This window comes from Oerskovia flava (assembly GCF_026163685.1).
GTDB classification, from domain to species: Bacteria; Actinomycetota; Actinomycetes; order Actinomycetales; family Cellulomonadaceae; genus Oerskovia_A; species Oerskovia_A flava.
On sequence record NZ_JAOXSR010000001.1, the window covers coordinates 522,885 to 549,019 of the forward strand.

Genomic DNA, 26,135 nt, shown 5'->3' on the forward strand with positions numbered 1-26,135 from the left:
TCCGCGCACGTGCGTACGCTGTGCTGGTGAGCACTCTCGGCGACGCACGTGTGGTCCTCTTCTCCCGGGACGGGTGCCACCTGTGCGACGACGCGCGCCGGGTCGTGGCACAGGTCTGCGCGGAGGCCGGGGCGGCCTGGGTCGAGCGCGACGTGGACGACCTCGAGGCAGATCCCACGGGCACGTTGCGCGAGCAGTACGGGGACTACGTGCCCGTGGTGACGGTCGACGGCGTCCAGCAGGGCTTCTGGCGGGTGGACGCCGCCCGGCTCGCGCGGGCGCTGGCGCGGACTCGCCCCGATTTCGGCTGACCGCGCGGACCTGGGATGATCGGTGCGGAGCCCTCCTGGGCTCCGGCCCGGCCGCTGGTGGCCCGGGTCGTCGGGGGTCGGGCCGTGAGCCGGCTCCGTCTCGTCAGCACGTCGTCAAGGGCGACGACGTACGGGGTGATGGGTGGAACGCGTGGTCGAGTCCGTGAACGAGTCGGGTATCCCTGGGGCGACGGTCGCGCGCCTGCCGTTCTACCTCCGCGCCCTGCGTGACCTCGCGGCGCGCGGTGTGAGCACGACGTCGTCGGTGGACCTCGCCGAGCTCGCCGGGGTCGGGTCGGCGCAGCTGCGCAAGGATCTGTCGTTCCTCGGCTCCTACGGCACGCGCGGGGTCGGGTACGACGTCGACTCGCTCGCGACGTACATCTCGAGCGCACTGGGGCTGGTCGAGGAGCACAAGATCGCCATCGTCGGCATCGGGAACCTCGGTCACGCGCTCGCGAACTACTCGGGCTACGGGTCGCGGGGCTTCCAGGTGGTGGCGCTGCTCGACGCGTCGTCGGCCGTGGTCGGCTCGACCGCGGCAGGGCTCGTCGTCGAGCACACGGACGCGCTCGAGGACGTCGTCGCCCGCCACGGGGTGTCGATCGTGGTGCTCGCCACGCCCGCGTCCGCCGCGCAGCCGGTCACCGACCGGATCGTGGCGGCGGGGGTCAAGGAGATCCTCAACTTCGCGCCGTGCGCGCTGCAGGTGCCCGACGACGTGGACGTGCGGTCGGTCGACGTGGGCAGCGAGCTGCAGATCCTCGCGTTCCACTCCCAGGCGCGCGCGCTGGCGTCCGGGGTGGCCCGTGGCGCGGTGGCGGGCGCCTGAGACGCACCGCGCCGCACCGCCGGAGTCTCAGAGCGCGGACGCCCGCGGCACGCAGGTGCCGCGGGCGTCGGTCGTGCAGGTGGGGTCTCAGGCCTGCTTGATGGCCGAGAGGTCGAGCGCGATCTTGACCTTGTCGCCGACGAGGACGCCGCCGGTCTCGAGCGCTGCGTTCCAGGTCAGCCCGTAGTCCTTGCGGGAGATCTCGGTCTTGGCCTCGAAGCCGGCGCGCGGGTTGCCGAACGGGTCGGTCGCGGTGCCGGCGAACTCGGTCTCGAGCGTCACGGTGTTGGTGACCCCGTTGATCGTGAGGTCGCCCTCGATCGCGTAGTCGTCACCGTCGGTCGTGATCTTGGTGGAGGTGAACGTCCACGTCGGCTTGTTCTCGGCGTCCCAGAAGTCCTGGCTCTTGAGGTGGCCGTCGCGACCGGCGTCGCCGGTGCTCACCGAGGCGGCGTCGAGCTCTGCCTGCACGGTCGAGTTCTCCACCTCCTCGCCGATGGTGATGCTGCCGGACGAGATGGCGATGGTCCCGCGGACCTTCGAGATGCCGGCGTGGCGGACCGTGAAGGCCGCCTGCGAGTGGGAGGGGTCGATGGTGTAGGTGCCAGCGGTCAGGCCGTTCGGCAGGGGCGTCGCCATGATGGGTCTCCTAGGTTCGGTGGGACGGTCTCGGTCAAGCTCGTTGAAGATTCAACTTCATGCGCCCGTATCAACACAGCCCCCGTAACCTCTATTCCCACAGGGCACGACGACCGTCGACGCCCCGGATCGACGCACCGGACACGCCCCGGATCGACGACCGCTCACCGGGCGCGGGTCGGCCGCGGCCCGCACGTGGAGGATCAGCCCGATGGCCAGCAGCACCGACCGCTCGACCGAACCCTCGGTGTCCGACGCCGTCGGCGACCCCGTGGAGCCCCGTTGGCTCGACGAGGACCAGCAGCGGTCATGGCGCCAGTACCTCGAGGGCACCGCGCGGTTCGTCGAGGCCCTCGGGCACGACCACGACGTGCACTCGGCGGTCTCCCTCGGCGAGTACGAGCTCTTGGTGCGCCTCTCCGAGAGCCCGGGTCGCTCCGTGCGCATGTCCGTCCTCGCCGACGGTCTCGCCCAGTCCCGCAGCCGTGTCACGCACACGGTGCACCGCATGGAGCGGCGTGGGCTCGTGCGCCGCACGGCCGACGCGGACGACCGTCGGGGTGTGCACTGCGTCATGACGCAGCAGGGGTACGACCTCCTCGTCGCGTCCGCGCCTGCGCACGTGGCGGCGGTCCGTCGCCTGATGGTCGACGTCCTGACCCCCGAGCAGCTCCGGGTGCTCGGCGAGTCCATGGCCGCGATCTCCGAGGTGTGCAAGCACGACCACGTGCTGTGAGCGCTCCGGCGCGGCAGTGAGGTCGTGTCCGTGAGGTCGTGTCCCTGAGGTCGTCGGGAGGCGGGGAGATCTTTGGGAGACTGGGTCCATGGTCGCAACCACGGTCCACCTCATGCGTCACGGCGAAGTCTTCAACCCCCAGGGTGTCCTTTACGGACGCCTGCCCGGATATCACCTGTCCGAGCTGGGGCACGAGATGGCTCGTCGCGTCGCCGCCCACCTGTCCGGCTCGTCCTCCTCGGACGGCGAGCAGCCGGTGCCCGACGGCGGGGCGGAGCACCCGTTCGACGTCGCCGTGGTCATCGCCTCGCCCCTGCAGCGGGCGCAGGAGACCGCGACGCCCGTCGCCGAGGCGTTCGGCCTGGAGCTGGGCACCGACGAGCGCCTGCTGGAGGCGGGCAACCACTTCGAGGGCATGACCTTCGGCGTGGGGGACGGCTCGCTCCGTCACCCCCAGCACTGGCCGTACCTGTGGAACCCGCTCCGCCCGTCGTGGGGCGAGCCGTACACGCAGCAGGTGGCGCGCATGCGGGCTGCCGTCGAGGACGCCCGCGTCAAGGCCGAGGGTCGTGAGGCCGTGCTGGTGAGCCACCAGCTCCCGGTGTGGGTCACCCGTCTGAGCTTCGAGGGCAAGCGTCTCTGGCACGACCCGCGCAAGCGCCAGTGCTCCCTCGCGTCGCTGACGTCGCTCCGCTTCGAGGACGACCGGCTCGTCGGCATCCACTACACCGAGCCCGTCGCGGACCTCCTGCCCGGCGCCACGAAGGTGTCCGGCGCGTGACGTCCCCGGTTGCTCTCAGGTCTCCCTCAGGTATCTGGGAGACAGTGCTGTCATGATCCGCGCTCGTACCCGTCGTTCTCGCGCCCGCACCCGTGGTGGTCGCCGCACCCAGCACGGCGTGCGGGTGCGGGCGGGCGCGGTCCTCGCCGGCGGGGCCCTGCTCCTGGCAGGGTGCGCCCAGGACTCGGGCAGCACGAGCCCGGCCGACGTCGTCGGCCAGGGGTACGTCTCCGGCGACGGCTCGGTCCGCACCTGGGACGCCGGCGACCGGTCCGAGCCGGTGACCGTCACGGGGACGGACTTCGAGGGCGAGGCGGTGGACACGAGCGTCTGGCTGGGGGAGGTCGTCGTGCTCAACACCTGGTATGCGGCGTGCGCGCCCTGCCGGGCGGAGGCGCCCGACCTCGTGGAGCTCGCCGTCGACCGAGCCGACGACGGCGTGCGGGTCCTCGGGATCAACACCACCGACGAGCCGGGAGCTGCCCAGGCCTTCCAGCGGACGTTCGACGTGCCGTACCCGTCGATCGACGACCGCAGCGGCCAGGCCGTCGCGGCGCTCTCGGGCGCCGTGCCGCTGCAGGCCGTCCCGTCGACGGTCGTCCTCGACCGCGAGGGCCGGGTCGCGGCACGGGTCATCGGGCTCGTCGAAGGCACCACGCTCTCGGCGCTGGTCGACGACGTCGTGGCGGAGTCGACGTGATCGGGTACGGCGCCGTCGCGGCGGACGTCGGCTCCACGTTCGCGACGACGGCGTTCAGCGGGTCGATGTTCCTCGCGATCCCCGTCGCGCTGCTGGCGGGGCTCGTGTCCTTCGCGTCCCCCTGCGTGCTGCCCCTCGTGCCGGGCTACGTCGGGTACGTCAGCGGGATGGCGGCGGCGAACGCCGGCCCGGCTCCCGCCGGGCCCGGCGGCACTGCACGTGGCGGCTCGACGGGCACCGCGGTCGCGACCGCGGCGCCTGCGCGCGGCCGGGTCCTGCTCGGCGTCGGGCTCTTCGTCGGCGGCTTCACGCTCGTGTTCGTCCTGCTCATGACGGCCGCCGGGGCCGTGGGCGTCCACCTGCTGCGGTGGGAGGACGTCATCACGCGCGTGCTCGGTGTCGTGGTCATCCTCATGGGGCTGGCGTTCCTCGGTGCCGTGCCGTTCCTGCAGCGTGAGCGCCGGTTCCACCCGAGCCCGCGCGCCGGTCTGTGGGGTGCGCCGCTGCTCGGGATCGTCTTCGGCCTCGGCTGGACCCCGTGTCTCGGCCCCACCCTCGTCGCGGTCCAGGCGCTCGCGCTCGACGAGGCCTCCGCCGGTCGCGGCGCACTCCTCGGTGTCGCGTACTGCCTCGGCCTCGGGGTCCCGTTCCTGCTCATCGCGCTCGGTCTGCAGAGCTCGCAGCGCATGCTCGGGTTCCTGCGCCGCCACCGCCTGGCGATCATGCGCTTCGGCGGCGCCATGCTCGTCCTCATCGGCCTCGCGCTCGTGACCGGTCTGTGGAGCCTGCTCACGGGCGTCGTCCAGGGCTGGCTCGACGGCATGACCCTGGTGGTGTGATGAGCACGCGCGAGCCCGACCCGCGACCCGATCGCGGCGCCTACCGTCCCGAGGGCATCGACGACTCCTTCAGCGCCCCGGTCGCGACCGCGGAGCCCCCGGCCGAGAAGCCGGCGAGCGGGCCGGCGGACGGGCAACCGTCCCTCCCCGCGCTGGGGCTGCGCGGCACCCTGCGGTGGACGTGGCGCCAGCTCACGAGCATGCGTGTGGCGCTGATGCTGCTCATGCTCCTGGCCGTGGCGGCGGTGCCCGGCTCGGTGCTGCCGCAGCGCCCGCAGGACCCGGCCGCGGTCCTGCGGTACCTGCAGGACAACCCGACGGCGGGGGAGTGGCTCGACCGGCTGGGCTTCTTCGACGTCTACAGCTCGGTGTGGTTCTCGGCGATCTACATCCTGCTGTTCGTGTCCCTCGTCGGGTGCATCCTGCCGCGCACGGGCGCGCACCTGCGGGCCGTGCGCAACCGTCCGCCGCGCACCCCGCGCCGCTTCGACCGGTTTCCCGCGCAGGCCACCGTGGTCACCACCGCGTCCCCGGACGAGGTGACCGACGCCGTCGCGCGCCACCTGCGGGGCCGGTTCGCCTGGCTGCCGACCTTCCGCGTCGACACGGGTACCCAGGAGACACGCTCATCGGGCGGGCCGCGCGTCGAGCGGACCGTCGCCGCCGAGCGGGGCTACCTGCGCGAGACGGGCAACCTGCTGTTCCACCTGTCCCTGCTCGGACTGCTCGTCGCGGTCGCGACCGGTCAGCTCCTGCACTACCGGGGTCAGGCGATCATCACCGAGGGCCGGGGCTTCGCCAACGCGGTCGTCGACTACGACACGTTCGAGAACGGTTCGCTGTTCTCCCCGTCGTCGCTCGTGCCGTTCTCCATGACCCTCGACGGGTTCGAGGCGGAGTTCGCGACGGACGCCCTGGCGTTCGCGCAGTCGCGCGACTTCACGGCGTTCGTCACGGTGCGGGACCCCGACGGCACGGAGCACGTCGAGACCATCAAGGTGAACCACCCGCTCCAGGCGGGCAACGCCAAGATCTACCTGCAGGGCAACGGCTACGCACCCGGCATCACCGTGCACGACGCGAGCGGGGAGGTCGCGTTCTCCGGCCGGGTGCCGTTCCTGCCCGAGGACACGATGTACACCTCGGACGGGGTCGTCAAGGTGCCCGACGTCGCGCCGGGCCTTGAGCAGATCGGTCTCGTCGGCACGTTGCTGCCCACGGCGGAGGTGACCGAGGCCGGTGCCCGCTCGGTCTTCCCGGAGGCGCTCGACCCGTTGCTCGTGCTCGACGTGTACCGCGGCGACCTCGGCCTCGACGAGGGCCTGCCGCAGAACGTGTACACCCTCGACACCGACGACCTCACGGCGTCGGTGGACGAGGAGGGCGAGCGCGTCAAGGTGCTCGTCGCCCCGGGGGAGACCGTCGAGCTCCCGGACGGCCTGGGCACCATCACCCTCGACGAGGAGCTGCCGCGCTTCGTCGCCCTCGACCTGCGGCACGACCCGGCGCTCGGCTGGATCCTCGTGTTCGCCCTCGGCGCGCTCGCCGGTCTGACGATCTCGCTCTTCACACCCCGGCGCCGGGTGTGGGTGCGCACGTGGAGCGAGGACGGGGCGGCGGGCGACGCCCGTCCCGGGACGACCTCCACGGGCGGCACCGCGCGGCGTACCGTGGTGCAGATCGCGGGCCTCGCCCGTGGTGATGACGCCGGTCTCCAGGGCGAGGTCGACGCCGTCCGGCACGCGGTTCCCGGCGCCGAGCAGTCGGACGGACCGGCAGGCACCTCGCACGACTCAGCAGGACCCCACCCTCAGGACCGCGCCACGGGGCGCGGAGCAGGAAAGGCTGACCGATGACCCTCGCCGACCTGAGCGTCGACCTCGTCTGGGCCGCAGCGACGGCCCTGACCGTCGGGCTCGTCGCGTTCGCGTTCGACCTCGCCCGGCTCGCGGGCCGCTCTCCGGCGCGCGCGACGGCCGTGCCCGCCGCCGTGACCTCGGCTGAGTCCACCGAGGCGACCACGGGCTCCTCACCGACCCCCTACGGCCCGGACAGCACCGAGCGCGCCGGGTCAGAGGGTGCCCCGGTCTCCCGCAAGGCCGCCGGCATCGGGATCTCGACGACGTGGCTGGGGACGATCCTGCTCCTCGCGGCGATCGTGACCCGTGGGGTCGCGGCCGGTCGGGCCCCGTGGGCGAACATGTACGAGTTCGCGCTGGTCGGCACGTTCTTCGCGCTCGCCGTGTTCCTCGGTGTGAGCCTGCGACGCGACGTGCGGTACCTCGGGGCGTTCGTCACCGGGCTGTCCGTCCTGTTCCTCGTCCTCGCGCAGAACTCGTTCTACGTCGTGGCGACGGGTGTCCAGCCGGCTCTGCAGTCGTACTGGCTGGTGATCCACGTCGGTGTCGCCGTCGCGGCGACCGGGATCTTCACGGTGGCCTTCGCCACGTCCGCGGTCCAGCTCCTGCGCGACTCGCGAGACGGCGGCAGCGCGTTCCTCGGCCGACGGGCATGGCGATGGCTCGACTCCACCCCCCGACCGGCGGTCCTGGAGGCGTTGAGCTTCCGCATCAACGCGGTCGCGTTCGTGCTGTGGACGTTCACCCTCATCGGCGGCGCGATCTGGGCGGAGGACGCCTGGGGCCGGTATTGGGGCTGGGACCCCAAGGAGGTCTGGAGCTTCGTCGTCTGGATCGTCTACGCCGCCTACCTGCACGCACGCACGACCCGCGGCTGGTCGGGCCGCCGCGCGGCGTACTTCGTGCTCGTCGGCTACGCCTGCGTGCTGTTCAACTTCACGGGCGTCAACATCCTCTTCGACGGCCTGCACTCCTACTCAGGTCTGCCCGGCCAGGAGTAGCGTGCCCTACCTCGGGTCGCTGCCGTCCGAGCCGGCCGGACCACGCCGGTCGTCCGATGCCGGTCCGGCGTCGTCTTCGCCGCTCTCCGACGAGGCACCGCTCGCCGTGTCGCTGGTGTCCGCGGTGCTGTCCGCGGCGTCGGCGTCCGTGGTGCCGTTGCTCGTGCGCTCCCCGGGGGCTCCATCGCCACCGGCGGCGTCGTCCGACGTGCCGCCGCCCGCCGCGCGCTCCTGGCGTCGGCGCTCCTGCTCGAGGCGCCACAGGAAGTCGGGGTCGTCGTCGGGCGCGACCGGTCCGCGGCGTCGGCGCTTGGCCGACCCGCGGCCGGAGGACGGCATCCCGGGACGCTGGGGGTACCCGCCGCCCGCCGCGTAGCGGGTGCGCTGCGAGCGCTTGACGAGGATCCAGGCGACGGGTCCCACGAGCGGCAGGAAGATGATGAGGACGAACCACAGACCCTTGGGGACGCCGCCGCGCTCGTCCTCTTCGCTCGAGGCGCAGTCGGCGATCGCATAGACCGCCAGGCCGATGGCGAGCAGGGGCACGATCACGCGGAAGAACATGCCCACAGCCTATGCGCCTACCCTGAGTGCATGCCCATGGTCACGTACTCAGCCCTCCGGATCGTCATTCTCGGGGCGCTCCTCGGCATCCTCTACGGGGTGGGGATGCGGGGATGGCTGCTGCCCCTCGCCGCGATCCTCCTCGCGTTCCTCGTGTCCTACCTCACGCTGCGCGGACCGCGGGAGGCCGCGGCCCGCTACCTCGCGGACCGGGCGGCGGCGCGTGCCGAGCGCGGCGGGCGCCGCCCGGGCCGGCTCGCGCGGTCGCTCGACGAGGACGCCGCCGCGGAGGACGCGGAGACCGAGGCGCCTCAGAGCGACAGGCCGAAGCCCAGCAGCAGGCCGTAGCCCAGCTCGTACAGCCCGGTGCCGGCCAGCACCGGGACCAGCAGCGGGCCACGTGCCCCGACGACGACCGGGATGCTGAGCAGCACGGCCGGCAGGAGCAGCAGCAGCGTCAGGAGCGACCACGGCGCGGCGAAGGCGCACACCACGGCGAGCAGCAGCGGCACCCAGATCATGGCGAGGTAGACGCGCCGGGCGCGGAAGTCCCCGAGACGCACGGCGAGCGTGCGCTTGCCGGTGACGGTGTCGGTGGGGATGTCGCGCAGGTTGTTCACCATGAGCAGGGCGCACGCCAGCAGCCCGACCGCGACGGCGGCGACGTACCCGGTCCACGGCACCTGACCCGCCTGGGTGTAGGTCGTCCCGAGCACGGCGACGAGGCCGAAGAACACGAAGACCCCGACCTCCCCCAGGCCGCGGTACCCGTACGGGTTCTTGCCCCCTGTGTAGTACCAGGCGGCGACGATCGAGGCTGCGCCGACTGCGAGCAGCCACCAGTACCCCGTGACGGCGACGAGCACGAGGCCGAGCACCCCGGCGGTCGCGAAGGCGGCGAAGGCCGCGCCGCGCACCCGGGAGGCTGGTGCGGCGCCGGAGGCCGTGAGACGCCGTGGGCCGACGCGCTCGGCGTCCGTGCCGCGCACCCCGTCGGAGTAGTCGTTGGCGTAGTTCACGCCGACCTGCAGCGCCAGGGCGACGCCGAGCGCGAGCAGCGCGGGACCGGCCGCGAATCCGTCCACCTGCGCGGCCGCGCCCGACCCGACCAGGACGGGCGTCGCCGCCGCCGGCAGGGTGCGGGGCCGTGCGCCGGCGATCCATTCGGCTGGGGTGGCCATGGTGCTCCGTTCGGTGGATCGAGAGGTGACGAGTGTGCGTGCGCCGGTCAGGTGGGTGCCGTGGCCACGTGCCCGACGGCGAGGTCCCGCACCGCCGCCCGGTCCACCTTCCCTGGCCCTCGGCGGGGCAGGTCGGGGACGACGAGCAGGCGGCGCGGCGCGGCGGCCGCCCCCAGCGTAGTGCTGACAGCGGTGCGCACCGCTGCGAGGAGGTGGGGAGCGGCGTCGCGAACACCGGGCCGCGACGTCGTGCCCGCGATCACCGCGACGACCAGCTGACCCCACTCCGGGTCCGGGACCCCGACGACGCAGGCCTCGCCGATTCCCGGGACGTGCGACAACGTCGCCTCGACCGCAGCCGGAACGACGTTCACACCGCCGCTGACCAGCACGTCGTCCGCCCTGCCCAGGACCGTGAGCGTGCCGTCGGCGCCGAGCGCACCGAGGTCGCTCGTGCGGAACCAGCGGGCAGGCGGGCCGGCGGGCTCGTCGCGGAACGCGGCGGCCGTGAGGTCGGGCTCGCCGACGTACCCGCTCGCGAGGACGTCGCCCCCGATCTCGACGACGCCACCGGCTCCCAGCCGGACGTGGACACCGGGGAGCGCGACGCCGTCGTACACGCAGCCGCCCGACGTCTCGGTCATCCCGTACGTCGTGACGACCCGGGCCCCGGCGTCCCGGGCGCGGGTCAGCAGCCCGGGCGGGGTCGCGGCCCCGCCGAGCAGGACGGCGTCGAAGGCGCCCAGCGCGTCGAGGCCCGCGGTGTCGCCCGCGGACGCGGCCGCGACGAGCCGGTGCAGCTGGGTCGGCACGAGGGACACGTAGCGGCGGGGGCCGTCGAGGCGTGCGGCGGCCGCCGCGAACGTCGCTGGCGTGAACGTCTCGCCCGGTGGTGCCACGACGAGCCCGTGCCCGCCCACGTGGGCGCGGACGATCACCTGCAGCCCCGCGACGTGCGACGCGGGCAGTGCGAGCAACCACTGCCCGGCGCCGCCGAGGTGTGTGTGCGTGGCGGTCGCCGACGCCCGCAGCGCCGCCGCGCCGAGCGCGACCTGACGGGCGGTCCCCGTCGACCCGGAGGTCCGCAGCACGAGCGCCGTGCCCGCCGGGACGTCGTCGGGCAGCGGGTCCGGCACGGGAGCCGTCGCGACCGGGGGGCCCGCGCCGTCGAGGGCGCGCGCGAGGGCGGTGCGCAGCGCGGCGACGTCGTCGGGGTCGAGGACGGCGGCGCGCATCACCGCACCAGCGTAGGTCGCGCGTAGGGTGGGCCCCAACGAGGCAGGCCGGTGGTGACGTCCGTCACGTCCGGTCGAGCGGACCAGGGTCGAGACCCGGGGGGCGAGGATGCACGTGACCACGGTCGACGGCTGGCGCCGAGCGCCTGCCGCAGCCCTGCTCGTCCTGGCGCTGGGAGTCGTCGCCGCGTGCGGGGGCGAACCTCCCGCGGCACCCGTCACGCAGACCGTGCCCGCCCCCCTCGACGCCCGCCGCGGGGTGCCGCCGACTCCCGATGTCCCGCTGGTCTGGCCCCTCACCGGCATCGAGACCGACGAGGTCGCCGACCGACCGGCGCTCGCGGTGAAGATCGAGAACTCGGTGGCGTCCCGTCCGCAGACCGGGCTCGAGGATGCCGACATCGTGTGGGAGCAGGTCGTCGAGGGTGGGATCACGCGGTTCGTCGCCGTCTACCACTCGCGGGCGCCCGAGCTCGTCGGCCCCGTCCGTTCGGTGCGACCGACGGACCCCGCGATCGTCGCGCCCCAGCACGGGGTCCTCGCCTACACCGGCGGGCAGCGACCGTTCGTCGACGCCGTCGCCGCGGCCGGCGTCCAGTCGGTGGTGATGGACGCCGGCGACCCCGGGTTCGTCCGAATGCCGGAGCGGCGCGCCCCGCACAACATCTACGGCGACCTCGAGAGCTTCTGGGACCAGGCCGACGCCGACCGCACGGTGCCGCCGGTCGCCGAGCTCGTCCACGCCAGGGCGGGCGAGGGCTCCGCGACCACCGAGGGCGACCCCGCGGAGCGGATCGACGTGCGGCTCACGTTCGCGAGCTCGGCCGTCTGGCACTGGAGCGCGGACGACAGCGCCTACCTGCGCGACGAGGGCACCACGCCGGCCGTCTCGGCGGACGGAGAGCGGCTGTCCGCGGCCAACGTCGTGCTGCTCGACGTCGTCCTCGTCAACACCGAGTTCCGCGACGTGGGGGGTGCGGCGGTCCCGCGCACCGAGCTGGTCGCGTCGGGCGTCGGGCACGTCGCGAGCGGCGGTCGGTGGATCCCGGTGTCGTGGTCCAAGGCCGCCGTCGAGGCCCCGCTGACGCTGACGACCGCGGACGGCACGGCCGTGCTGCTCGAGCCCGGCACCACCTGGATCGAGCTGGTGCCCGGCGGGTCGTACACCGCCGGATGACGGGCATCTCGGGCAGCTGACCACCGCCGGGGCGACCGTGTCCGCCTGCGGGGGGAGCACGTCTCCGACCGAGGGGTGACGCCGGACCGGTGAGGTCGCGACGCGAGGCCGACGCGGACGAGTGTGGCGGCGCGCGACGCTGGAGGCATGGCAACCACGACACCGCACACAGGCCCCTTCGGCGAGCACGTCCCCGCCCCGCCGTCCTTCGAGCCGACCCCGCCGCCGGCGTTCCCGCCGGCGGACGAACCGGGCGCTGCGAGCTCCGCCGTCCCTGTCGTCGTCTCCGTCGCCCTGCTGTTCGGGCTCGCGGTGGCGGCGGCTTTCGTCGGGCGCGGGATCATCGGGATGCTGTCCGGCCTGCTGGCCGGCGGCTGACGGTCGATCTCCCTGCGGGCCCGCGACAGCCCTGCGCCCGACCCGCCGTCAGAACGCGTAGGGGAAGCCGCTCCAGTCGGGTGCGCGCCGCTCGAGGAACGCGTCGCGGCCCTCGACCGCCTCGTCCGTCATGTACGCGAGGCGGGTGGCCTCGCCGGCGAAGACCTGCTGGCCCATGAGCCCGTCGTCCGCGAGGTTGAACGCGAACTTCAGCATGCGGATCGCCTGGGGCGACTTGGCGGCGATGGTCCGGGCGTAGTCGATCGCCAGGGCCTCGAGGTCGGCGTGGTCGGCGACCTCGTTGACCGCGCCCCACTCGTACGCGTCCTGCGCCGAGTACTCGCGGGCGAGGAAGAAGATCTCCCGCGCGCGCTTCTGCCCGACCTGCCGCGCGAGGTACGCGGAGCCGTAGCCGCCGTCGAAGGACCCGACGTCGGCGTCGGTCTGCTTGAACCGTGCGTGCTCGCGGCTCGCGACCGACAGGTCCGCCACGACGTGCAGCGAGTGCCCACCGCCCGCGGCCCAGCCGTTGACGACCGCGATGACGACCTTGGGCATGGTGCGGATGAGCCGCTGCACCTCGAGGATGTGCAGCCGCCCGGCGCGGGCGGGGTCGACGTGGTCCGCCGTCTCGCCCAGCTGCTCGCCCTGCCCGGCCGGGTTCTCGACGGGGGTCGTGTACTGGTACCCGGAGCGTCCGCGGATGCGCTGGTCGCCGCCGGAGCAGAACGCCCAGACGCCGTCCTTGGGGGAGGGGCCGTTGCCCGTGAGCAGCACCGTCCCGACGTCGGAGGTCATGCGGGCGTGGTCGAGCACACGGTAGAGCTCGTCGACGGTGTGCGGCCGGAACGCGTTGCGCACCTCGGGCCGGTCGAAGGCGATGCGGACGACGGGCAGGTCGCGCTCGGTGGGACCCTCCCGGTCGACGCCGCGGTGGTAGGTGATGTCGGTGAGGCCCTCGAAGCCGGTGACGGCGCGCCAGGCGCGAGGGTCGAAGGTCTCGGACACACGGGGCGGGAGGCTGCTCACGTGCGCCAGCCTAGGTCGTCCTCGCACGAGCGGCTCTCACCGTCGGTCGGTGCGGCGATCTATTCGTACGTTCTGATAGATTGCCGAGGCGCCGCGCGCCGCGCGGTGAAGACGGACGGAGAGGCACCATGGCGGGGTCTGGTACCCGACGGCACGACCCTGACCGGCGCGACCGGATCGTCGAGGTGACACTGGACCTCATCGTCGAACGGGGGCTCGCGGGCGCGACGTACCGGACGATCTCGGCGGCGGCCGACGTCCCGCTCGGCTCGATGACCTACCACTTCGCGACGCGCGACGACCTGCTGCTCGCCGCCTTCCGCCGCTTCGCCGACGAGAGCTTTACGCCGCTGAGCGCCGAGGCGGCACAGATTGCCGACCCCGTGGAGGCGATGACCGCGGTCGTCCTCGCCGGCGACGGCCAGCGGTTCCGGATCCTGCTCGCGGAGCTCATGGTGCTGGCCTTCCGCGACGAGCGCTACGCCGAGCTCGTCCGCGACTGGATGCGCCGGGCGCAGGGCTTCTTCGCCGGTCGCATCGAGGGCGTCGAGCCGCACGTCCTCGACGCCGTGCAGGAAGGGCTCGGGCTGCACCGGTGGTTCATGCCCGAGGTGTTCACCGAGGACGTCGTCCGCGGCACCTTCCGCGCGCTCCTCCGGCAGGACCCCGCATGACGCGGGCCGCGCTGGTCGAGGGCAGCGAGCGGGTCGGCCTCGGACGGTGGCGCGCCGCACTCGTCGTGGCGTTCTTCGGGACCGGCCTGGGGATGGCGACCTGGGTCACGCGCACCCCCAGCATCCGGGACGTCCTCGGGGCGTCGACGGCGGAGATGGGGCTGATCATCGCCGGGCTGTCGGTCGGCTCGGTGATCGGGATCGGCGTCGGTGGGCTCCTCGTCGCACGCCGCGGCGCGCGCTTCGTCGTCGCCTGCGGGATGTCCGCGATCGTGGCCGGCGTCCTCGTCGTCGGCCTCGGTGCGGGGCTGTCGCACGGGCTCGTCGTCGCGACCGGGCTGGCGCTGTTCGGCTACGGGATGGGCTCCGGCGAGATCGGCCTGAACGTCGAGGGTGTCGAGCTCGAGGTCGCGGTGGGCCGCAGCGTCGTGCCCGGGCTGCACGGTTGCTTCAGTCTCGGGATCTTCGTGGGGGGTCTCGCCGGGCTCGCGGCGAACGCGGCCGCCGTGCCGGTGCTCGTCCACATGGCGACCGTGACCCTCCTCGTGGGCGCCGGGACGGTGTGGCTGGTCGGTCAGCTTCCCGCGCGCACCGGGGCGACGGCGCGCACGTCAGGCGCCGACCCGATGCGTGGCGCCGCCGTGCCACGCGGGCAGCGCTGGCCCTGGTTCGACGCCCGGCTCCTCGCCCTCGCGGCGATCATCCTCGGGATGGCGCTCGCGGAGGGCTCGGCCAACGACTGGCTGCCCCTCATCGTCGTCGACGGCTACGGGCTCTCCGAGTCGGTGGGAGCGCTCGTCTACGCCTTCTTCGGCCTGTCGATGGCCGTCGGGCGGCTGACCGGCGGGCGGGTCATCGACCGATTCGGGCGGGCGCCGGTCATGCGCACCAGCGCCGTCGTGGCGGCGGCCGGGATCGCGATGGTGTCCTTCGCGCCCGGTCCGTGGCTCGCCGCCGTCGGAGTGCTGCTCTGGGGGCTCGGCGCGTCGCTCGGGTTCCCCGTCGCGCTCTCGGCGGCCGGTGACGACCCCGAGCACGCCGCGAAGCGGGCCAGCGCGGTCGCGACAGCCGGCTACGCGGCCTTCCTCGTCGGGCCGCCGATCCTCGGCCTGCTCGGCGAGCAGGTCGGGCTGCGGGCCGCGATCCTCGTCGTCATGGTCGCCGTGCTGGCCACCACCCTGTTCTCCGGCGCGGTGCGCGAGCGCCCGTCACCCACCCACCGAGAGGACCCCTCATGAGCCCGACGCTCCACGTGCCCGGCATCCCCGTCGACCTGCGCCCCTCGCCAGGTTCGTCCTGGCAGGTCGACCCCGCTGCGGGGGCTCTCGAGGTCACCGCGGCCCCGCACAGCGACATCTTCGTCGACCCGGGCGAGGGTGACCAGGTGACCTCGCACACCCTGCTCAACGCGGTCACGCTGCTGGGCGAGGCACCGGCGGGCGACTTCCAGCTGACCGCTCGCGTCACGGCCGACTTCGGCGCGACCTTCGACGCGGGGGTCCTGCTCCTGTGGCTGGACGAGAAGCACTGGGCCAAGCTCTGCTTCGAGCTCTCGCCCGACGACGAGGCGATGGTCGTCTCGGTGGTCAACCGCGAGGTGTCCGACGACGCCAACGCCTTCGTCGTCGACGGCGCCTCGATCTTCCTGCGGGTCTCGCGCGTCGGGCGTGTCTTCGCCTACCACGCGTCGGTCGACGGACGGACGTGGCGCCTGGTCCGGGCCTTCGTCCTCGACGCCCCGGGCCTGACGCCGTCGATCGGTTTCGAGGCGCAGTCCCCGCACGGCGAGGGGTGCCGGGTGGTCTTCGACCAGGTGACCTTCACGAGCGCGCGGCTGGAGGACCTGCGCGACGGGTCGTGAACGGCGCGAGGAGCGGCCGCCTTGAAGGCTAAAGTGGTACGCTAGTACCACATCGTGTCCTGCGACGGCGGACCTGCCACCCGGCGGACACAGGAGGTCATCTCATGGCATGGGTCATCCTCGTCCTGTCCGGCATGCTCGAGGCCGGCTGGGCGCTCAGCCTCAAGGCGTCCGACGGCTTCACCAAGCTCTGGCCGAGCGTCTCGTTCGTCGTCCTGCTCGTCCTCAGCATGGTCGGGCTCAGCTACGCGCTGCGGACCCTTCCGGTCGGCATCGCCTACGGTGTGTGGGTCGGGATCGGCGCGTCGCTCACGGCCGTGGTCGCGGTCGTGCTGTTCGACGAGACGGTCACGGTGCTGAAGATCGTCTCCCTCGTCCTCATCATCGCGGGAGTCGTCGGACTCAACCTGTCGGGCGGAGGCCACGCATGACCCCGAGTAGCACGGCGAGCAGCGCGCCGCGGCGCCAGGCGCGCGGTACCCAGCGGCGGGACGCGATCGTCGCTGCCGCCGTCGAGCTCATCCTGCGGGACGGCCCGGCCGGGCTCTCGCACCGCACGGTCGCGGCCCACGCCGACGTCCCGCTCGCGGCGACCACGTACTACTTCACCGGCCTGGACGACCTCGTCGCCGCGGCCGGCGCCCGGATCGCCGCGGGGTGGGCGGACCACGCGCGCGCCGTGGTCGAGGGTCTGGCCGAGCGCCGGGCACCGGGCGCCGTCCCGCTGACCGAGGGGGAGCGGGCCGAGCTGCTCGTGCGCGCCGTCCTGCCGCAGACGGGCGTCGCGAAGTTGCGCGGCTTCTACGAGCACCTCGTCGCGGCGGGACGCCACGAGGCCCTGGCCCGTGCCTACGCCGACGGCCGCCAGCTCCTCGACGACGCGATCGCCGAGCTGCTCGCCGAGCTCGACGTCGACCTCGCGCCGGCGCTCCTCGTCGCGGTGGTCGACGGCGCGGCCGTGAGCGCCCTCAGCGAGGGTCGCGACGTGCGCGACCTCGCCGCGCACCTCGTGTCCGGGCTGCTGGCCACGGCCGGACGGCCCGCCCAGGGCGCGTGAGCCGCTCGTGAGCCCCGGTGGCCTAGCCTGGGAGGCGTGCCCGCCCTCGACGCGACGGTCGTCTACCGCACCCGTCTGACCACCCGGTTCCGAGGCCTCGACGTGCGCGACGGCGTGCTGCTGCGCGGCGAAGCCGGGTGGGGCGAGTTCTCGCCGTTCTGGGAGTACGACGACGCGGAGTCGGCCGCGTGGCTGGCCGCGGCCCGGGAGTCCGCGCACCTCGGCTGGCCCGCTCCCGTGCGCACGCACGTCCCGGTCAACGTCACGGTTCCCGCGGTCGACGGCGCCCGCGCGGCCGCGATCGTCACGGCGTCCGGCGGCTGCCGCACGGCCAAGGTCAAGGTCGCGCAGCGCGACCCGGACGGACCCGGGGGTCTCGAGCCCCTGGCCGCGGAGATCGAGCGGCTGGAGGCGGTGCGGGACGCGCTCGGCCCCGGCGGGCGCATCCGCATCGACGCGAACGGTGCCTGGACGAGTACCGAGGCGCTCGCCCGCCTGCGGCACCTCGACCGCGCCTCGGGGGGTCTGGAGTACGTCGAGCAGCCGTGCGCCACCGTGCCGGAGCTCGCGGCGGTCCGCCGCGCGACGCACGTGCCGGTCGCGGCCGACGAGTCGATCCGCCGGGCCGAGGACCCCTTCGCGGTGGTGCGCGCCGAGGCCGCGGACGTGGTGGTGCTCAAGGTGCAGCCGCTGGGCGGGGTCCGGGCGTGCCTCGACCTCACCGAGCAGATCGGCCTGCCGGTCGTGGTCTCCTCGGCGCTCGAGAGCTCGGTCGGGCTCGCCGCCGGGCTCGCGCTCGCCGCAGCGCTGCCCGAGCTCCCGTTCGCGTGCGGGCTCGCGACGTCGCAGCTGCTCGTCGACGACGTCGTGGACCACCCCCTGCTGCCCGTCGACGGCGAGATCCCCGTACGCCGTCCGGAGCCGACCGTCGCCCGCCTCGACGCCACCGCCGCGGACGTCGAGACCACCGACCGCTGGCTCGCCCGCCTCGCTCGCGTCGGCACCGTGCTCGACGCCCGCACCCTCACGCCCGGAGGCGCGACATGAACCAGCCGCCTTCGATCGTCGCCGCCCGCCGGCTCGTGGCCGACCTCGTCGCCGGGGGAGTGGCCGACGTCGTCCTCGCACCCGGCTCCCGCAGCGCCCCGCTCGCGTACGCCGTCGCGGAGGCCGCGGACGCCGGCCGGCTGCGCCTGCACGTGCGGATCGACGAGCGGTCCGCGGCGTTCCTCGCGCTCGGCCTCGCGCGCGGCGCCGCGCTCACCGGTGCGGGGGACGGCCCCGACGGGGGCGAGCCGAGCACGTTCGCGACCCGTGCGGCCCCGGTGGCGGTCGTGACGACGTCGGGCACCGCCGCCGCGAACCTGCACCCTGCCGTGCTGGAGGCCCACCACAGCGGCGTGCCCCTCGTGCTGCTCACCGCGGACCGGCCGCACGAGCTGCGCGGCACGGGCGCGAACCAGACCGTCGACCAGGTGGGCCTCTACGGCTCGGCCGTACGCCTGGCCGTCGACGTCCCCGCCCCCACCGGCCGCGCGGACGAGCCGCGCGACCTGAGCACGCTCGTGACCCGGGCGCTCGCGGCCGCGCGCGGCGACCGCTCGGGATACCCCGGGCCGGTCCACCTCAACCTGGCCTTCCGCGACCCGCTCGTCCCGACGTCGCCGCTCGGGTCCCCGGACGGGCCGGACGCCGGTACGGACCGGCGCCCGGAGCGTCGGGCCGTCGTCGTCCCTGCCGTCGCTGCCGTCGCGTCCTTGACCGCGGTCCCGTGGGGGTCGACGGGCGCGGCGGACGACGCCGGGCTCGCCGAGCCCCCGACCGTGCTCGTGGCCGGCGACGGCGCGGGTGCGGCCGCGCGGAGGCTGGCCGAGGCGCGCGGCTGGCCGCTGCTCGCCGAGGCCTCCTCGGGTGCGGCGGGCGGGGCGAACCTGGTGCGCGCGCACCGGCTCGTGCTCGGCGCGGACGCGCTCGTCGAGCAGGTGCGGCGGGTCGTCGTGCTGGGCCGCGCGACCCTGTCCCGGCCCGTCCAGACGCTGCTCGGACGGCCGGGCGTCGAGGTGGTCGTCGTCGCGCCCGGCGCCGGGCCGTGGCCGGACGCGGCACGCAACGCGTCCGTGGTGCTGCCCGCCGTCCCGGACGCCTGGTGGGACCGACCCGTCGAGGGCCCGGGCGCGTGGTGCGAGCTCTGGGTCGCCGCGGGGGACGCCGCGGCCGCGGTCGTGGCGACGCACCTGCAGGGGCCGACGACGGCGCTCGCCGTCGCCGCAGAGGTCGCGGCCGCGTGCCACCCCGGTGACGTGCTCGTCGTCGGCTCGAGCAACCCGGTGCGGGACCTCGACCTCGTCGCCGGGTGGGACGAGGCCGTGCACGTCGTCGCGAACCGCGGCGCCGCCGGCATCGACGGCACCGTGTCGACCGCCACCGGGATCGCGCTGGCCGCGGGCCGGGCCGGTCGCCGGACCCACGCCCTGCTGGGGGACCTGACGTTCCTCCACGACGCCGGGGGCCTGCTGCGCGGACCGGCCGAGGAGCACGTCGACCTGCAGATCGTGGTGGTCAACGACGACGGCGGCTCGATCTTCGCCTCGCTCGAGCACGGGGCGCTCGCGGCCGGGTCGAGAGCGGCGCACCGCACGTTCGAGCGCGTGTTCTCGACTCCGCACGGCGCGCACCTCGCGCAGGTCTGCGCGGGCTACGGCGTCGACCACCAGCTCGTCACCGACACCGCGAGCCTGCGGCACGCCCTCGCCTCCCCGACCCACGGCGTCCAGGTCATCGAGGTACCGGTCCCGCGCGCCGACCGCAGGACGGCGGGGATCGCGCTCGCCGGTCAGGTCCGGGACGCGGTGGCCGAGGTCCTCCGCGCCCGCTGAAGCGCGACCGCGCGGAGTTCGCAGCGAACTCACAGGCAGGTTCAAGCCCCGTACCAGCGCCGGGGTGTTCAGTGGTGTGCAGAGACCAGGAGGCCACCATGACCACAGAGAACACCCCGAACACCCCCAGCAACCCGGAGCAGGCGCGGCCCGTGCACCCGGCGCCGTACACGCGCCCCACGGACTTCCACGCCACGCAGCCGCTGCCGCTCCCGCCCGTGCCCGCGCCCGCGCCCGACCAGGGTCGGCCCTCGGCCCCGGCGCAGGTCCACTCCGGCCCGACGGCCGGCCCCGCTGCCGGCGCGGCATTCGGTTACCCGCCCGCGCCGCCGGTCAGCTCGGGCGTCCCTGCCGGAACGGCCGAGCGCCCCGCACGTCGCGGGTGGGTCCCGATCGTCGGCGTCGCCGCGGGTGCCGCGCTCCTCGCGAGCCTCGGCACCGCCGGCCTGACGGGTGCGTTCGACCAGGGCGCGGTCGAGCCGACGTCGCTCGCGACGGTCGAGCAGGACGACGAGGCGCAGACGGTCCCGGTCGCGAGCTCCACCTCGGAGAACCCGGACTGGCAGGCGGTGACGCAGGCCGTCGCTCCGTCGGTCGTCGCGATCCAGGTGCAGACGTCCGCGGGCGGCGGCGAAGGGTCCGGCGTCGTCCTCGACACCGAGGGGCACGTCCTGACGAACAACCACGTCGTCGAGGGCGCCGTGGACGACACGGTGCAGGTCACCCTCAGCGACGGGCGGCTCTTCGAGGCGACCATCGTCGGGCTGGACCCGACGACGGACCTCGCGGTCGTGCAGCTCGTCGACGCCCCGGACGACCTCACCCCGGCGACGATCGGTGACTCCGACGCCGTCAGCGTGGGGGAGTCGGTCCTCGCGGTGGGCAACCCGCTCGGGCTGGCGAACACCGCCACGACCGGGATCGTCTCCGCGCTCGACCGCCCGGTCTCGGCGTCGGGCGCGACCGGCGGGGACGTCGTCGTGACGAACGCGATCCAGATCGACGCGGCGATCAACCCGGGCAACTCGGGTGGTCCGCTGTTCAACGCGCAGGGCGAGGTCATCGGCATCACGTCCTCGATCGCGACGATGTCGAACGGGTCGAACCAGTCCGGGTCGATCGGCCTCGGGTTCGCGATCCCGGTGAACCTCGCGTCGAACATCGGCGAGCAGCTCATCGCCGACGGCGAGGCGGAGCACGCATTCCTCGGGGTCAGCCTGAGCGACGCGACGGCCACCTCCGACGGCGTCACGCGCCGGGGTGCGCAGGTCGAGGAGGTGACCCCCGGCTCCGCGGCCGACGAGGCAGGCATCGTCTCGGGCGACGTGATCGTCGCCATCGACGGCGACGCGGTCAGCGGGGCCGAGTCCCTCACGGCGTACGTGCGCGAGCGCACCGCCGGTGCCGAGACGACCCTCACGGTCGTCCGCGCCGGGCAGAGCCAGGAGGTCCGGGCGACGCTCGCGGCCCGGGCGGTCGAGGAGACCGGCGGCCAGAACGGCTCGGGCCAGGACGGCTCGGGCCAGGAGGGTCAGGGCGACCCGACCCGACCGGACAACATCCCCGGCCTGGACGAGCTCTTCCCGCCCCAGGGCTGACGGAGCCCCCACGAACCGGGGCTGGGCGGTGTACCGCGAACCGGTGTCCCCAGCACTTCCCAGCCCCACCCTCGTCCCGTCGGAGGTCTCCCCTGCCGCCGACGGGGCACGGTCGAGACGACCGGCCCGGCCCCCGTACCGGACGGTGCGTCCGACCCCGGTGCCCGGCCTGCGCGCAGCGCGGACCGGGCACCGTCGTGCGTCGAGGGCGACGAGGAGATCGCCCGCCCGCCGGTCGGCACAGGTCAGAGCGAGTCATGGCCTCCCGTGGGTCAGGCGGGGTCCGCCACCGGTTCCCACGCGGCCTCGGAGTCGTCCGCTCCGGACCCCGACCCCGCGCCCGGGTCCGCGCCGGTGACGACGGCGACGTCCTTCGCGAAGTACCCGGCGGCCTCGACGTAGTCGTTGGTGCGGTAGAAGTCCTTCGACAGGCCGGTGGCGAGCGTCACACGACCGGCGCCGTGCTCGCCGCTCCAGGCCTCGACAGCACGCAGCAGCTGCCCGCCGATCCCGCGGCGTCGGGCGTCCGACGTCACGACGATCTCCTCGACCCAGGTCACCGGCCCGTTGGACGCGAACGTGAGGTGCCGGTTGGCCAGGACGTACCCCACGATCTCGTCGGGTGTCTCGGCCACGGCGAAGAACGTGTCGAGCGCACCGAGGAGCGGTCCGAACGACCGGTCGAACGCGGTCCGCTCCGGGCTGCGCCGCGGGATCTGGAGCACGAGCGGCCACACGGCCTCGCGGTCGGCGACCCGCGCCCGGCGCACCACGACGGGGGACGTTCCAGAATGTCTCTGATCAGGGCTTTCGTCGGCAGGCACGACGCGAACGTAGCAGCCGACGCGGCGGCGCGAAACGGGTCGTCCACCGGACGAGAACGACGGCGCGGACCTGACGAACCGGCGCCGGTCAACCGCCCAGCGCGTACCGCATGGGCTCGAGCTTGGCCTCGGACTCGGCGAGCTCCGCCGCCGGGTCGGAGGCCGCGACGATCCCGCAGCCGGCGAACAGCCGCACCGTGCGCGGGTCGCGCTCGGACAGCTCGGCCGAGCGCAGGGCGATGCCCCACTCGCCGTCGCCGTCGGCCCCGAGCCAGCCCACCGGGGCGGCGTACCGGCCGCGGTCCATGCCCTCGATCTCGCGGATGAGCTCGCGGGCCGCGGCCGTGGGCGTGCCGCACACGGCCGCCGAGGGGTGCAGCGCCGCGGCGAGCGCGAGGCTGGACGGCACGGAACCGGCCACCGGACCGCCGTCGGCCGCGTGGCCCGCGAGCACGCCCGTGACGTCCGAGGCCAGGTGCATGACGTTGGGCAGGTGCAGGACGAACGGTGCGTCCGGCACGTTCATCGACGAGCAGAACGGCGCGAGGGCCTCGGCCACGGACGCGACCGCGTACTCGTGCTCCTCGAGGTCCTTGGAGGACCGGGCGAGCTGGGCTGCGCGCAGGAGGGCGTCGTCGTCGGACACCCCGGCGCGCGAGCGGCGGATCGTGCCCGCCAGGACGCGGGAGGTGACCAGGCCTTTCTCGCTGCGCACCAGCAGCTCCGGCGTCGCGCCCACCATGCCGTCGACGGAGAACGTCCAGCACGCCTCGTACGCCGACGCGAGGCGGGTGAGCAGCCAGCGCGGGTCGATGGGGGCGCTCGCGGTCGCGACGACGTCGCGCGCGAGCACGACCTTGTCCAGCGCCCCGTCCCGGATGCGCTCCACGGCCTCGCCGACGACGGCGCTCCAGTCCGTCGCGGACAGCGCGCCGTCGACCGTGGTCACCTCGCCCGGGGCGGTGACCGGCTCGCGGTCGGCCGCGCGGAGGACGTGCGCGCCGGGCGTGCGGGTCAACGAGCCCGCCGTGTCGATCGTCGTCACCCAGGTGCGCCCGCCGCGGCGGCCCACCACGACGCGCGGCACCACGATCGTGCCGCACGCGCGCGCGTCGCCCGAGGTGCCGGCCGTGTCGTCGAACGCGAAGGACCCGAACGCGACCGGGCCGCTGCCGGGTAGCCCGACCTCGTCGCGCACGACGGCGTGGGCGAGGACGTCCTGCCAGGCCGCCTCGGCGTCGGCGAACCGACCGGGCCCCCACGCCTCGAAGCGCAGCGCCTCGCCCCAGCCGACGATGCCGTCCCCGCGGCGCACCCACGCGAGCGGGCGCGTGTCCGGGAGGACGTCCAGGAGCGCGGTGAGGCCACCGGGGAGGTCGGCGACGGGGGTGGAACGCACCACGAGCGGGTGGGCCGAGGTGGCGCTCGTCGATTCAGCAGTCATCACCACCCAGGGTAAGCCGGGCGGCGTGACACCATGGTCCGCATGTCTCGCGCCAGCCTGGAGAAGAAGCCCACCGAGGTCGCGTCGATGTTCGACGGCATCGCTCGTCGCTACGACCTGACGAACGACGTCATCTCCCTGGGCCAGGACCGGCGGTGGCGCCGCGCGACCGTCTCGGCCGTCGCGGCGATGCCGGGGGAGAAGGTGCTCGACCTCGCGGCCGGGACCGGCACCTCGAGCGAGCCGTTCGCCGACGACGGCGTGCGGGTCGTGCCCTGCGACTTCTCCTTCGGGATGCTGCAGGTCGGCAAGGAGCGCCGCCCCGACCTGTCGTTCGTCGCGGGCGACGCGACGCACCTGCCGTTCGCCGACGAGACGTTCGACGCCGTGACGATCTCCTTCGGCCTGCGCAACGTCGTCGACACGGACGCGGCCCTGCGCGAGATGCTGCGCGTCGTACGGCCGGGCGGGCGGGTCGTGATCTGCGAGTTCTCCCAGCCCACGTGGGCGCCGCTGCGCACGGTGTACAGCGAGTACCTCATGAAGGCCCTGCCGCGCGTGGCCGCGGCGGTCACGCGCGAGGGGAGCTCGTACGAGTACCTGGCCGAGTCGATCAGCGCGTGGCCGGACCAGGTCCGGCTCGGCCGCCTGCTCGTCCGGGCAGGGTGGGAGCAGGTCGCCTATCGCAACCTCTCCGGCGGTATCGTCGCGCTGCACCGCGGGACCCGCCCCGCCCGGTAGGAGGCTCGTCGGTTGGCCTCCGGACGGCGGGCGGCTGGACGGATCAGGTAACGATTTGGTTACACTGGCGCGGTCCCGTTCGTTCACCCACCCCCGGAGTGCCCCATGTCCAGAGGTCGCCACAGTGCAGCACCGGCTGCGCCCGCCCGCACGCGGCGGCTCCCGGCGCTCGCGCTGATCGCCGTCCTCGGCGCCGCGGTCGTCGGCTCGGGCCCCCAGGTGGCGGTCGGCACCGAGGACACCGGCGTCCCGTTCGCCGGGTCGACGTCGGAGCGCGACGCGAAGGCCGCCAGCCGTTCCGGCGACCGGGCGACGCTGGGCGCCGGGCCGAGGACCGACACGACGGACCCCACGCCCGCTCCGACGTTCGAGGTCGCCGACGAGCCGACCCCGGAGGTCGTCCCCGCACCCGATCCGGAACCTGAGCCGGAGCCCGAGCCGGAACCCGAGACGGTGCCCGACGTGACCGGGCAGATGTGGACCACGGACGCCGTCAACGTCAGGACCGAGCCGTCGGCGGACGCCGAGAGGGTCACGACCGTTCCGTCCGCCACCGTCGTCGACGTTACCGGCGCCACTGACGACGGGTGGAGCCAGGTCGTCTGGGACGGGGCCGCCGCCTGGATCAGCTCGGCCTTCCTGTCCGAGACGGAGCCGGAGCCCGAGCCCGAGGAGCAGGCGGCGAGCACGTCCGGTCCGTCGGGCGCCGCCTGCTCGGTCAACCCGGAGATCGAGTCCGGGCTGCAGGCCAACGCGATCGCGACCTATCGCGCGGTGTGCGCGGCATTCCCCCAGGTCACCTCGTACGGCGGGCTGCGCCCGGGCGACGGCGGCGACCACGGCACGGGCCGCGCCGTCGACGTCATGATCACCGGCGAGACAGGGTGGCAGATCGCCCGGTACGTGCAGGCCAACGCGGGCTCGCTGGGTGTCACCTACATCATCTACGAGCAGAAGATCTGGATGGCGGGCGACTCCGCGAGCGCGTGGGCACCGATGGCGGACCGCGGCGGCGCGACCGCGAACCACTTCGACCACGTGCACATCAGCACGTCGTAGGGGGCTCGGGACAGGCGCTCGGTCCGCCGGGTCCGCGCTGGCCGAATCGTCTGCGGCCGAACTGCCTGATCGCGCGGTACAGACGGAACCCTCGTACCGTGGGGGAGTCGTGCACGCCGGTGTGCACGATCCTTGGTGCACTCCGACGGGGTGCCACGAGGCGCACGCAACGATGCGAACGCAGGGGGCTCGACGATGGACAAGTTGACAAAGGGTGCAGTAGCGGTCGGCGCGGGGGTGGTCCTCCTGCTCGGTGGGGCGGGGACGTACGCCCTGTGGTCCGACTCCCAGAGCGTCGCCGAGAGCGGCGAGATCGCCTCCGGTGACCTCGACCTCGAGCTCGGCACGGAGGGCACCTGGACGCTGAACGGCGCCGCCGTCGCGGACGTGACGGCGGTGCGGATCGTCCCGGGCGACGTGCTCGCTCTCACCCAGCCGATCACGGTGACGGCGATCGGCGACACGCTGCAGTCCACGCTCTCGGTCTCCTCGGCGGGGCTGACGGGTGACGCGGACCTGCTGGCGGCGCTCGACCTCGCCTTCACGTTCGACACCCCACCCGCGTGGGCGACCGACAACGGGGACGGCACGTTCGACGTCGCCCCCTCGGACGCGGCGTACGCGCCCGTCGACGCCGGGGTGACGCTGACCTTCGACGAGGCCACGCCCGACCAGGTGGCGACCGACGCCGTCGTGGACCTCTCGAGCGTCACGTTCAGCCTCGAGCAGTACCTCTGAG

The 26,135-nt window shown here is 74.1% G+C and carries 29 protein-coding genes; 22 read left to right on the forward strand and 7 right to left on the reverse strand.

The genetic code is table 11. The features are described from left to right. The first annotated feature begins 26 nt into the window (after positions 1-26). Both OHL10_RS02210 and OHL10_RS02215 read left to right on the forward strand, forming a co-directional pair. Positions 27-311 carry a glutaredoxin family protein gene (locus tag OHL10_RS02210; RefSeq protein WP_265520504.1) on the forward strand — a complete coding sequence of 95 codons (285 nt, stop codon included), beginning with the start codon at positions 27-29 and terminating at the stop codon, positions 309-311. Positions 312-462: 151 nt separating this feature from the next. Continuing rightward, positions 463-1,143: a redox-sensing transcriptional repressor Rex gene (locus OHL10_RS02215; RefSeq protein WP_265520505.1), complete on the forward strand. Its 681-nt coding sequence runs from the start codon at positions 463-465 to the stop codon at positions 1,141-1,143. Between the two features lie 87 nt (positions 1,144-1,230). Here OHL10_RS02215 and OHL10_RS02220 read toward each other — a convergent pair whose 3' ends face one another. Beyond that, positions 1,231-1,782, reverse strand: a complete 552-nt coding sequence (locus OHL10_RS02220) for a YceI family protein (protein ID WP_265520516.1) — start codon at positions 1,780-1,782, stop codon at positions 1,231-1,233. A 211-nt stretch (positions 1,783-1,993) separates the two neighbouring features. On the opposite strand from OHL10_RS02220, the gene OHL10_RS02225 reads away from it, so the two are divergent. From OHL10_RS02225 to ccsB, 6 genes are all read left to right on the forward strand, one after another. After that, positions 1,994-2,518, forward strand: coding sequence for a MarR family winged helix-turn-helix transcriptional regulator (locus OHL10_RS02225; RefSeq protein ID WP_265520517.1), 525 nt, complete (start codon positions 1,994-1,996; stop codon positions 2,516-2,518). Between the two features lie 88 nt (positions 2,519-2,606). Continuing rightward, positions 2,607-3,299, forward strand: coding sequence for a histidine phosphatase family protein (locus OHL10_RS02230; protein ID WP_265520518.1), 693 nt, complete (start codon positions 2,607-2,609; stop codon positions 3,297-3,299). A 52-nt stretch (positions 3,300-3,351) separates the two neighbouring features. Next, a complete protein-coding gene (locus OHL10_RS02235) occupies positions 3,352-3,999 on the forward strand; it encodes a TlpA family protein disulfide reductase (RefSeq protein ID WP_265520519.1) in 648 nt (215 codons plus the stop codon). Between the two features lie 65 nt (positions 4,000-4,064). Further along, complete coding sequence (locus tag OHL10_RS02240) at positions 4,065-4,838, forward strand: cytochrome c biogenesis CcdA family protein (RefSeq protein WP_265520995.1); 774 nt, start codon at positions 4,065-4,067, stop codon at positions 4,836-4,838. Continuing rightward, positions 4,838-6,694, forward strand: coding sequence for a cytochrome c biogenesis protein ResB (gene resB, locus OHL10_RS02245; RefSeq protein ID WP_265520520.1), 1,857 nt, complete (start codon positions 4,838-4,840; stop codon positions 6,692-6,694). Before OHL10_RS02240 ends, resB begins: the two co-directional genes overlap by 1 nt. Continuing rightward, entirely contained in the window at positions 6,691-7,698 is a 1,008-nt protein-coding gene (gene ccsB / locus OHL10_RS02250) for a c-type cytochrome biogenesis protein CcsB (RefSeq protein ID WP_265520521.1), read from the forward strand. Before resB ends, ccsB begins: the two co-directional genes overlap by 4 nt. Positions 7,699-7,704: 6 nt before the next feature. Here the strand turns inward: ccsB and OHL10_RS02255 are convergent, their stop codons facing one another. Further along, positions 7,705-8,262: a PLD nuclease N-terminal domain-containing protein gene (locus tag OHL10_RS02255; protein WP_265520522.1), complete on the reverse strand. Its 558-nt coding sequence runs from the start codon at positions 8,260-8,262 to the stop codon at positions 7,705-7,707. A 30-nt stretch (positions 8,263-8,292) separates the two neighbouring features. Here OHL10_RS02255 and OHL10_RS02260 point away from each other — a divergent pair, with 30 nt between their 5' ends. Beyond that, a complete protein-coding gene (locus OHL10_RS02260; protein ID WP_265520523.1) occupies positions 8,293-8,610 on the forward strand; it encodes a DUF4229 domain-containing protein in 318 nt (105 codons plus the stop codon). Here OHL10_RS02260 and OHL10_RS02265 read toward each other — a convergent pair. After that, on the reverse strand, positions 8,574-9,443 hold the full coding sequence (locus OHL10_RS02265; RefSeq protein ID WP_265520524.1) for a 1,4-dihydroxy-2-naphthoate polyprenyltransferase: 870 nt from the start codon (positions 9,441-9,443) through the stop codon (positions 8,574-8,576). The genes OHL10_RS02260 and OHL10_RS02265 overlap by 37 nt on opposite strands. 47 nt (positions 9,444-9,490) lie before the next feature. Beyond that, positions 9,491-10,678 (reverse strand): AMP-binding protein, encoded by a 1,188-nt coding sequence (locus OHL10_RS02270; RefSeq protein ID WP_265520996.1) that lies wholly within the window; start codon positions 10,676-10,678, stop codon positions 9,491-9,493. A gap of 109 nt (positions 10,679-10,787) precedes the next feature. On the opposite strand from OHL10_RS02270, the gene OHL10_RS02275 reads away from it, so the two are divergent. Together OHL10_RS02275 and OHL10_RS02280 are read left to right on the forward strand one after the other, a co-directional pair. Next, the gene (locus tag OHL10_RS02275) at positions 10,788-11,855 is read left to right on the forward strand and encodes a DUF3048 domain-containing protein (protein WP_425498910.1); all 1,068 of its coding nucleotides are present in this window, start codon (positions 10,788-10,790) and stop codon (positions 11,853-11,855) included. 147 nt (positions 11,856-12,002) lie between these two features. Continuing rightward, complete coding sequence (locus OHL10_RS02280) at positions 12,003-12,233, forward strand: hypothetical protein (protein ID WP_265520526.1); 231 nt, start codon at positions 12,003-12,005, stop codon at positions 12,231-12,233. 48 nt (positions 12,234-12,281) lie between these two features. On the opposite strand, the gene OHL10_RS02285 is transcribed toward OHL10_RS02280, so the two are convergent. Beyond that, complete coding sequence (locus OHL10_RS02285; RefSeq protein ID WP_265520527.1) at positions 12,282-13,262, reverse strand: 1,4-dihydroxy-2-naphthoyl-CoA synthase; 981 nt, start codon at positions 13,260-13,262, stop codon at positions 12,282-12,284. A 128-nt stretch (positions 13,263-13,390) separates the two neighbouring features. On the opposite strand from OHL10_RS02285, the gene OHL10_RS02290 reads away from it, so the two are divergent. The 8 genes from OHL10_RS02290 (at position 13,391) to OHL10_RS02325 (ending at position 21,328) form a co-directional block, all read left to right on the forward strand. Continuing rightward, a complete protein-coding gene (locus OHL10_RS02290) occupies positions 13,391-13,936 on the forward strand; it encodes a TetR/AcrR family transcriptional regulator (RefSeq protein ID WP_265520528.1) in 546 nt (181 codons plus the stop codon). Next, positions 13,933-15,174, forward strand: coding sequence for an MFS transporter (locus OHL10_RS02295; protein WP_265520529.1), 1,242 nt, complete (start codon positions 13,933-13,935; stop codon positions 15,172-15,174). The genes OHL10_RS02290 and OHL10_RS02295 overlap by 4 nt, the downstream gene beginning before the upstream one ends. Next, a complete protein-coding gene (locus OHL10_RS02300) occupies positions 15,171-15,797 on the forward strand; it encodes a DUF1349 domain-containing protein (protein WP_265520530.1) in 627 nt (208 codons plus the stop codon). Before OHL10_RS02295 ends, OHL10_RS02300 begins: the two co-directional genes overlap by 4 nt. Positions 15,798-15,901: 104 nt before the next feature. Beyond that, positions 15,902-16,228 (forward strand): DMT family transporter, encoded by a 327-nt coding sequence (locus OHL10_RS02305; RefSeq protein WP_265520531.1) that lies wholly within the window; start codon positions 15,902-15,904, stop codon positions 16,226-16,228. Continuing rightward, positions 16,225-16,854, forward strand: coding sequence for a TetR/AcrR family transcriptional regulator (locus OHL10_RS02310; RefSeq protein WP_265520532.1), 630 nt, complete (start codon positions 16,225-16,227; stop codon positions 16,852-16,854). Before OHL10_RS02305 ends, OHL10_RS02310 begins: the two co-directional genes overlap by 4 nt. Positions 16,855-16,890: 36 nt before the next feature. Then, positions 16,891-17,901: an o-succinylbenzoate synthase gene (locus tag OHL10_RS02315; protein ID WP_265520533.1), complete on the forward strand. Its 1,011-nt coding sequence runs from the start codon at positions 16,891-16,893 to the stop codon at positions 17,899-17,901. After that, the gene (gene menD / locus OHL10_RS02320) at positions 17,898-19,730 is read left to right on the forward strand and encodes a 2-succinyl-5-enolpyruvyl-6-hydroxy-3-cyclohexene-1-carboxylic-acid synthase (protein ID WP_265520534.1); all 1,833 of its coding nucleotides are present in this window, start codon (positions 17,898-17,900) and stop codon (positions 19,728-19,730) included. The genes OHL10_RS02315 and menD overlap by 4 nt, the downstream gene beginning before the upstream one ends. A 98-nt stretch (positions 19,731-19,828) precedes the next feature. Next, positions 19,829-21,328 carry a S1C family serine protease gene (locus tag OHL10_RS02325; protein WP_265520535.1) on the forward strand — a complete coding sequence of 500 codons (1,500 nt, stop codon included), beginning with the start codon at positions 19,829-19,831 and terminating at the stop codon, positions 21,326-21,328. A 272-nt stretch (positions 21,329-21,600) separates the two neighbouring features. On the opposite strand, the gene OHL10_RS02330 is transcribed toward OHL10_RS02325, so the two are convergent. Both OHL10_RS02330 and OHL10_RS02335 read right to left on the reverse strand, forming a co-directional pair. Next, positions 21,601-22,152, reverse strand: coding sequence for a GNAT family N-acetyltransferase (locus OHL10_RS02330; protein ID WP_265520537.1), 552 nt, complete (start codon positions 22,150-22,152; stop codon positions 21,601-21,603). 88 nt (positions 22,153-22,240) lie between these two features. Further along, positions 22,241-23,596 (reverse strand): isochorismate synthase, encoded by a 1,356-nt coding sequence (locus OHL10_RS02335; RefSeq protein ID WP_265520538.1) that lies wholly within the window; start codon positions 23,594-23,596, stop codon positions 22,241-22,243. A gap of 42 nt (positions 23,597-23,638) precedes the next feature. Here OHL10_RS02335 and OHL10_RS02340 point away from each other — a divergent pair, with 42 nt between their 5' ends. The 3 genes from OHL10_RS02340 to OHL10_RS02350 all read left to right on the forward strand — a co-directional run bounded on the left by OHL10_RS02340 (position 23,639) and on the right by OHL10_RS02350 (position 26,134). Then, complete coding sequence (locus OHL10_RS02340) at positions 23,639-24,337, forward strand: demethylmenaquinone methyltransferase (protein ID WP_265520539.1); 699 nt, start codon at positions 23,639-23,641, stop codon at positions 24,335-24,337. 105 nt (positions 24,338-24,442) lie between these two features. Continuing rightward, complete coding sequence (locus tag OHL10_RS02345) at positions 24,443-25,396, forward strand: SH3 domain-containing protein (RefSeq protein WP_265520540.1); 954 nt, start codon at positions 24,443-24,445, stop codon at positions 25,394-25,396. A 195-nt stretch (positions 25,397-25,591) separates the two neighbouring features. Then, positions 25,592-26,134, forward strand: coding sequence for an alternate-type signal peptide domain-containing protein (locus OHL10_RS02350; protein ID WP_265520542.1), 543 nt, complete (start codon positions 25,592-25,594; stop codon positions 26,132-26,134). Position 26,135: the final 1 nt, after the last annotated feature.

Bases quoted from the DNA above. Each gene is read 5' to 3' on its own strand.
- OHL10_RS02305 (WP_265520531.1), top strand. From the start codon at position 15,902: ATGGCATGGGTCATCCTCGTCCTGTCCGGCATGCTCGAGGCCGGCTGG.
- OHL10_RS02265 (WP_265520524.1), bottom strand. From the start codon at position 9,443: ATGGCCACCCCAGCCGAATGGATCGCCGGCGCACGGCCCCGCACCCTG.
- OHL10_RS02310 (WP_265520532.1), top strand. From the start codon at position 16,225: ATGACCCCGAGTAGCACGGCGAGCAGCGCGCCGCGGCGCCAGGCGCGC.
- OHL10_RS02225 (WP_265520517.1), top strand. From the start codon at position 1,994: ATGGCCAGCAGCACCGACCGCTCGACCGAACCCTCGGTGTCCGACGCC.
- OHL10_RS02345 (WP_265520540.1), top strand. From the start codon at position 24,443: ATGTCCAGAGGTCGCCACAGTGCAGCACCGGCTGCGCCCGCCCGCACG.
- OHL10_RS02280 (WP_265520526.1), top strand. From the start codon at position 12,003: ATGGCAACCACGACACCGCACACAGGCCCCTTCGGCGAGCACGTCCCC.
- OHL10_RS02290 (WP_265520528.1), top strand. From the start codon at position 13,391: ATGGCGGGGTCTGGTACCCGACGGCACGACCCTGACCGGCGCGACCGG.
- OHL10_RS02340 (WP_265520539.1), top strand. From the start codon at position 23,639: ATGTCTCGCGCCAGCCTGGAGAAGAAGCCCACCGAGGTCGCGTCGATG.
- menD (WP_265520534.1), top strand. From the start codon at position 17,898: ATGAACCAGCCGCCTTCGATCGTCGCCGCCCGCCGGCTCGTGGCCGAC.
- resB (WP_265520520.1), top strand. From the start codon at position 4,838: ATGAGCACGCGCGAGCCCGACCCGCGACCCGATCGCGGCGCCTACCGT.
- OHL10_RS02220 (WP_265520516.1), bottom strand. From the start codon at position 1,782: ATGGCGACGCCCCTGCCGAACGGCCTGACCGCTGGCACCTACACCATC.
- OHL10_RS02230 (WP_265520518.1), top strand. From the start codon at position 2,607: ATGGTCGCAACCACGGTCCACCTCATGCGTCACGGCGAAGTCTTCAAC.
- OHL10_RS02335 (WP_265520538.1), bottom strand. From the start codon at position 23,596: ATGACTGCTGAATCGACGAGCGCCACCTCGGCCCACCCGCTCGTGGTG.
- OHL10_RS02325 (WP_265520535.1), top strand. From the start codon at position 19,829: ATGACCACAGAGAACACCCCGAACACCCCCAGCAACCCGGAGCAGGCG.
- OHL10_RS02235 (WP_265520519.1), top strand. From the start codon at position 3,352: ATGATCCGCGCTCGTACCCGTCGTTCTCGCGCCCGCACCCGTGGTGGT.
- OHL10_RS02275 (WP_425498910.1), top strand. From the start codon at position 10,788: ATGCACGTGACCACGGTCGACGGCTGGCGCCGAGCGCCTGCCGCAGCC.
- OHL10_RS02300 (WP_265520530.1), top strand. From the start codon at position 15,171: ATGAGCCCGACGCTCCACGTGCCCGGCATCCCCGTCGACCTGCGCCCC.
- OHL10_RS02350 (WP_265520542.1), top strand. From the start codon at position 25,592: ATGGACAAGTTGACAAAGGGTGCAGTAGCGGTCGGCGCGGGGGTGGTC.
- OHL10_RS02270 (WP_265520996.1), bottom strand. From the start codon at position 10,678: ATGCGCGCCGCCGTCCTCGACCCCGACGACGTCGCCGCGCTGCGCACC.
- OHL10_RS02260 (WP_265520523.1), top strand. From the start codon at position 8,293: ATGCCCATGGTCACGTACTCAGCCCTCCGGATCGTCATTCTCGGGGCG.
- OHL10_RS02295 (WP_265520529.1), top strand. From the start codon at position 13,933: ATGACGCGGGCCGCGCTGGTCGAGGGCAGCGAGCGGGTCGGCCTCGGA.
- ccsB (WP_265520521.1), top strand. From the start codon at position 6,691: ATGACCCTCGCCGACCTGAGCGTCGACCTCGTCTGGGCCGCAGCGACG.
- OHL10_RS02240 (WP_265520995.1), top strand. From the start codon at position 4,065: ATGTTCCTCGCGATCCCCGTCGCGCTGCTGGCGGGGCTCGTGTCCTTC.
- OHL10_RS02255 (WP_265520522.1), bottom strand. From the start codon at position 8,262: ATGTTCTTCCGCGTGATCGTGCCCCTGCTCGCCATCGGCCTGGCGGTC.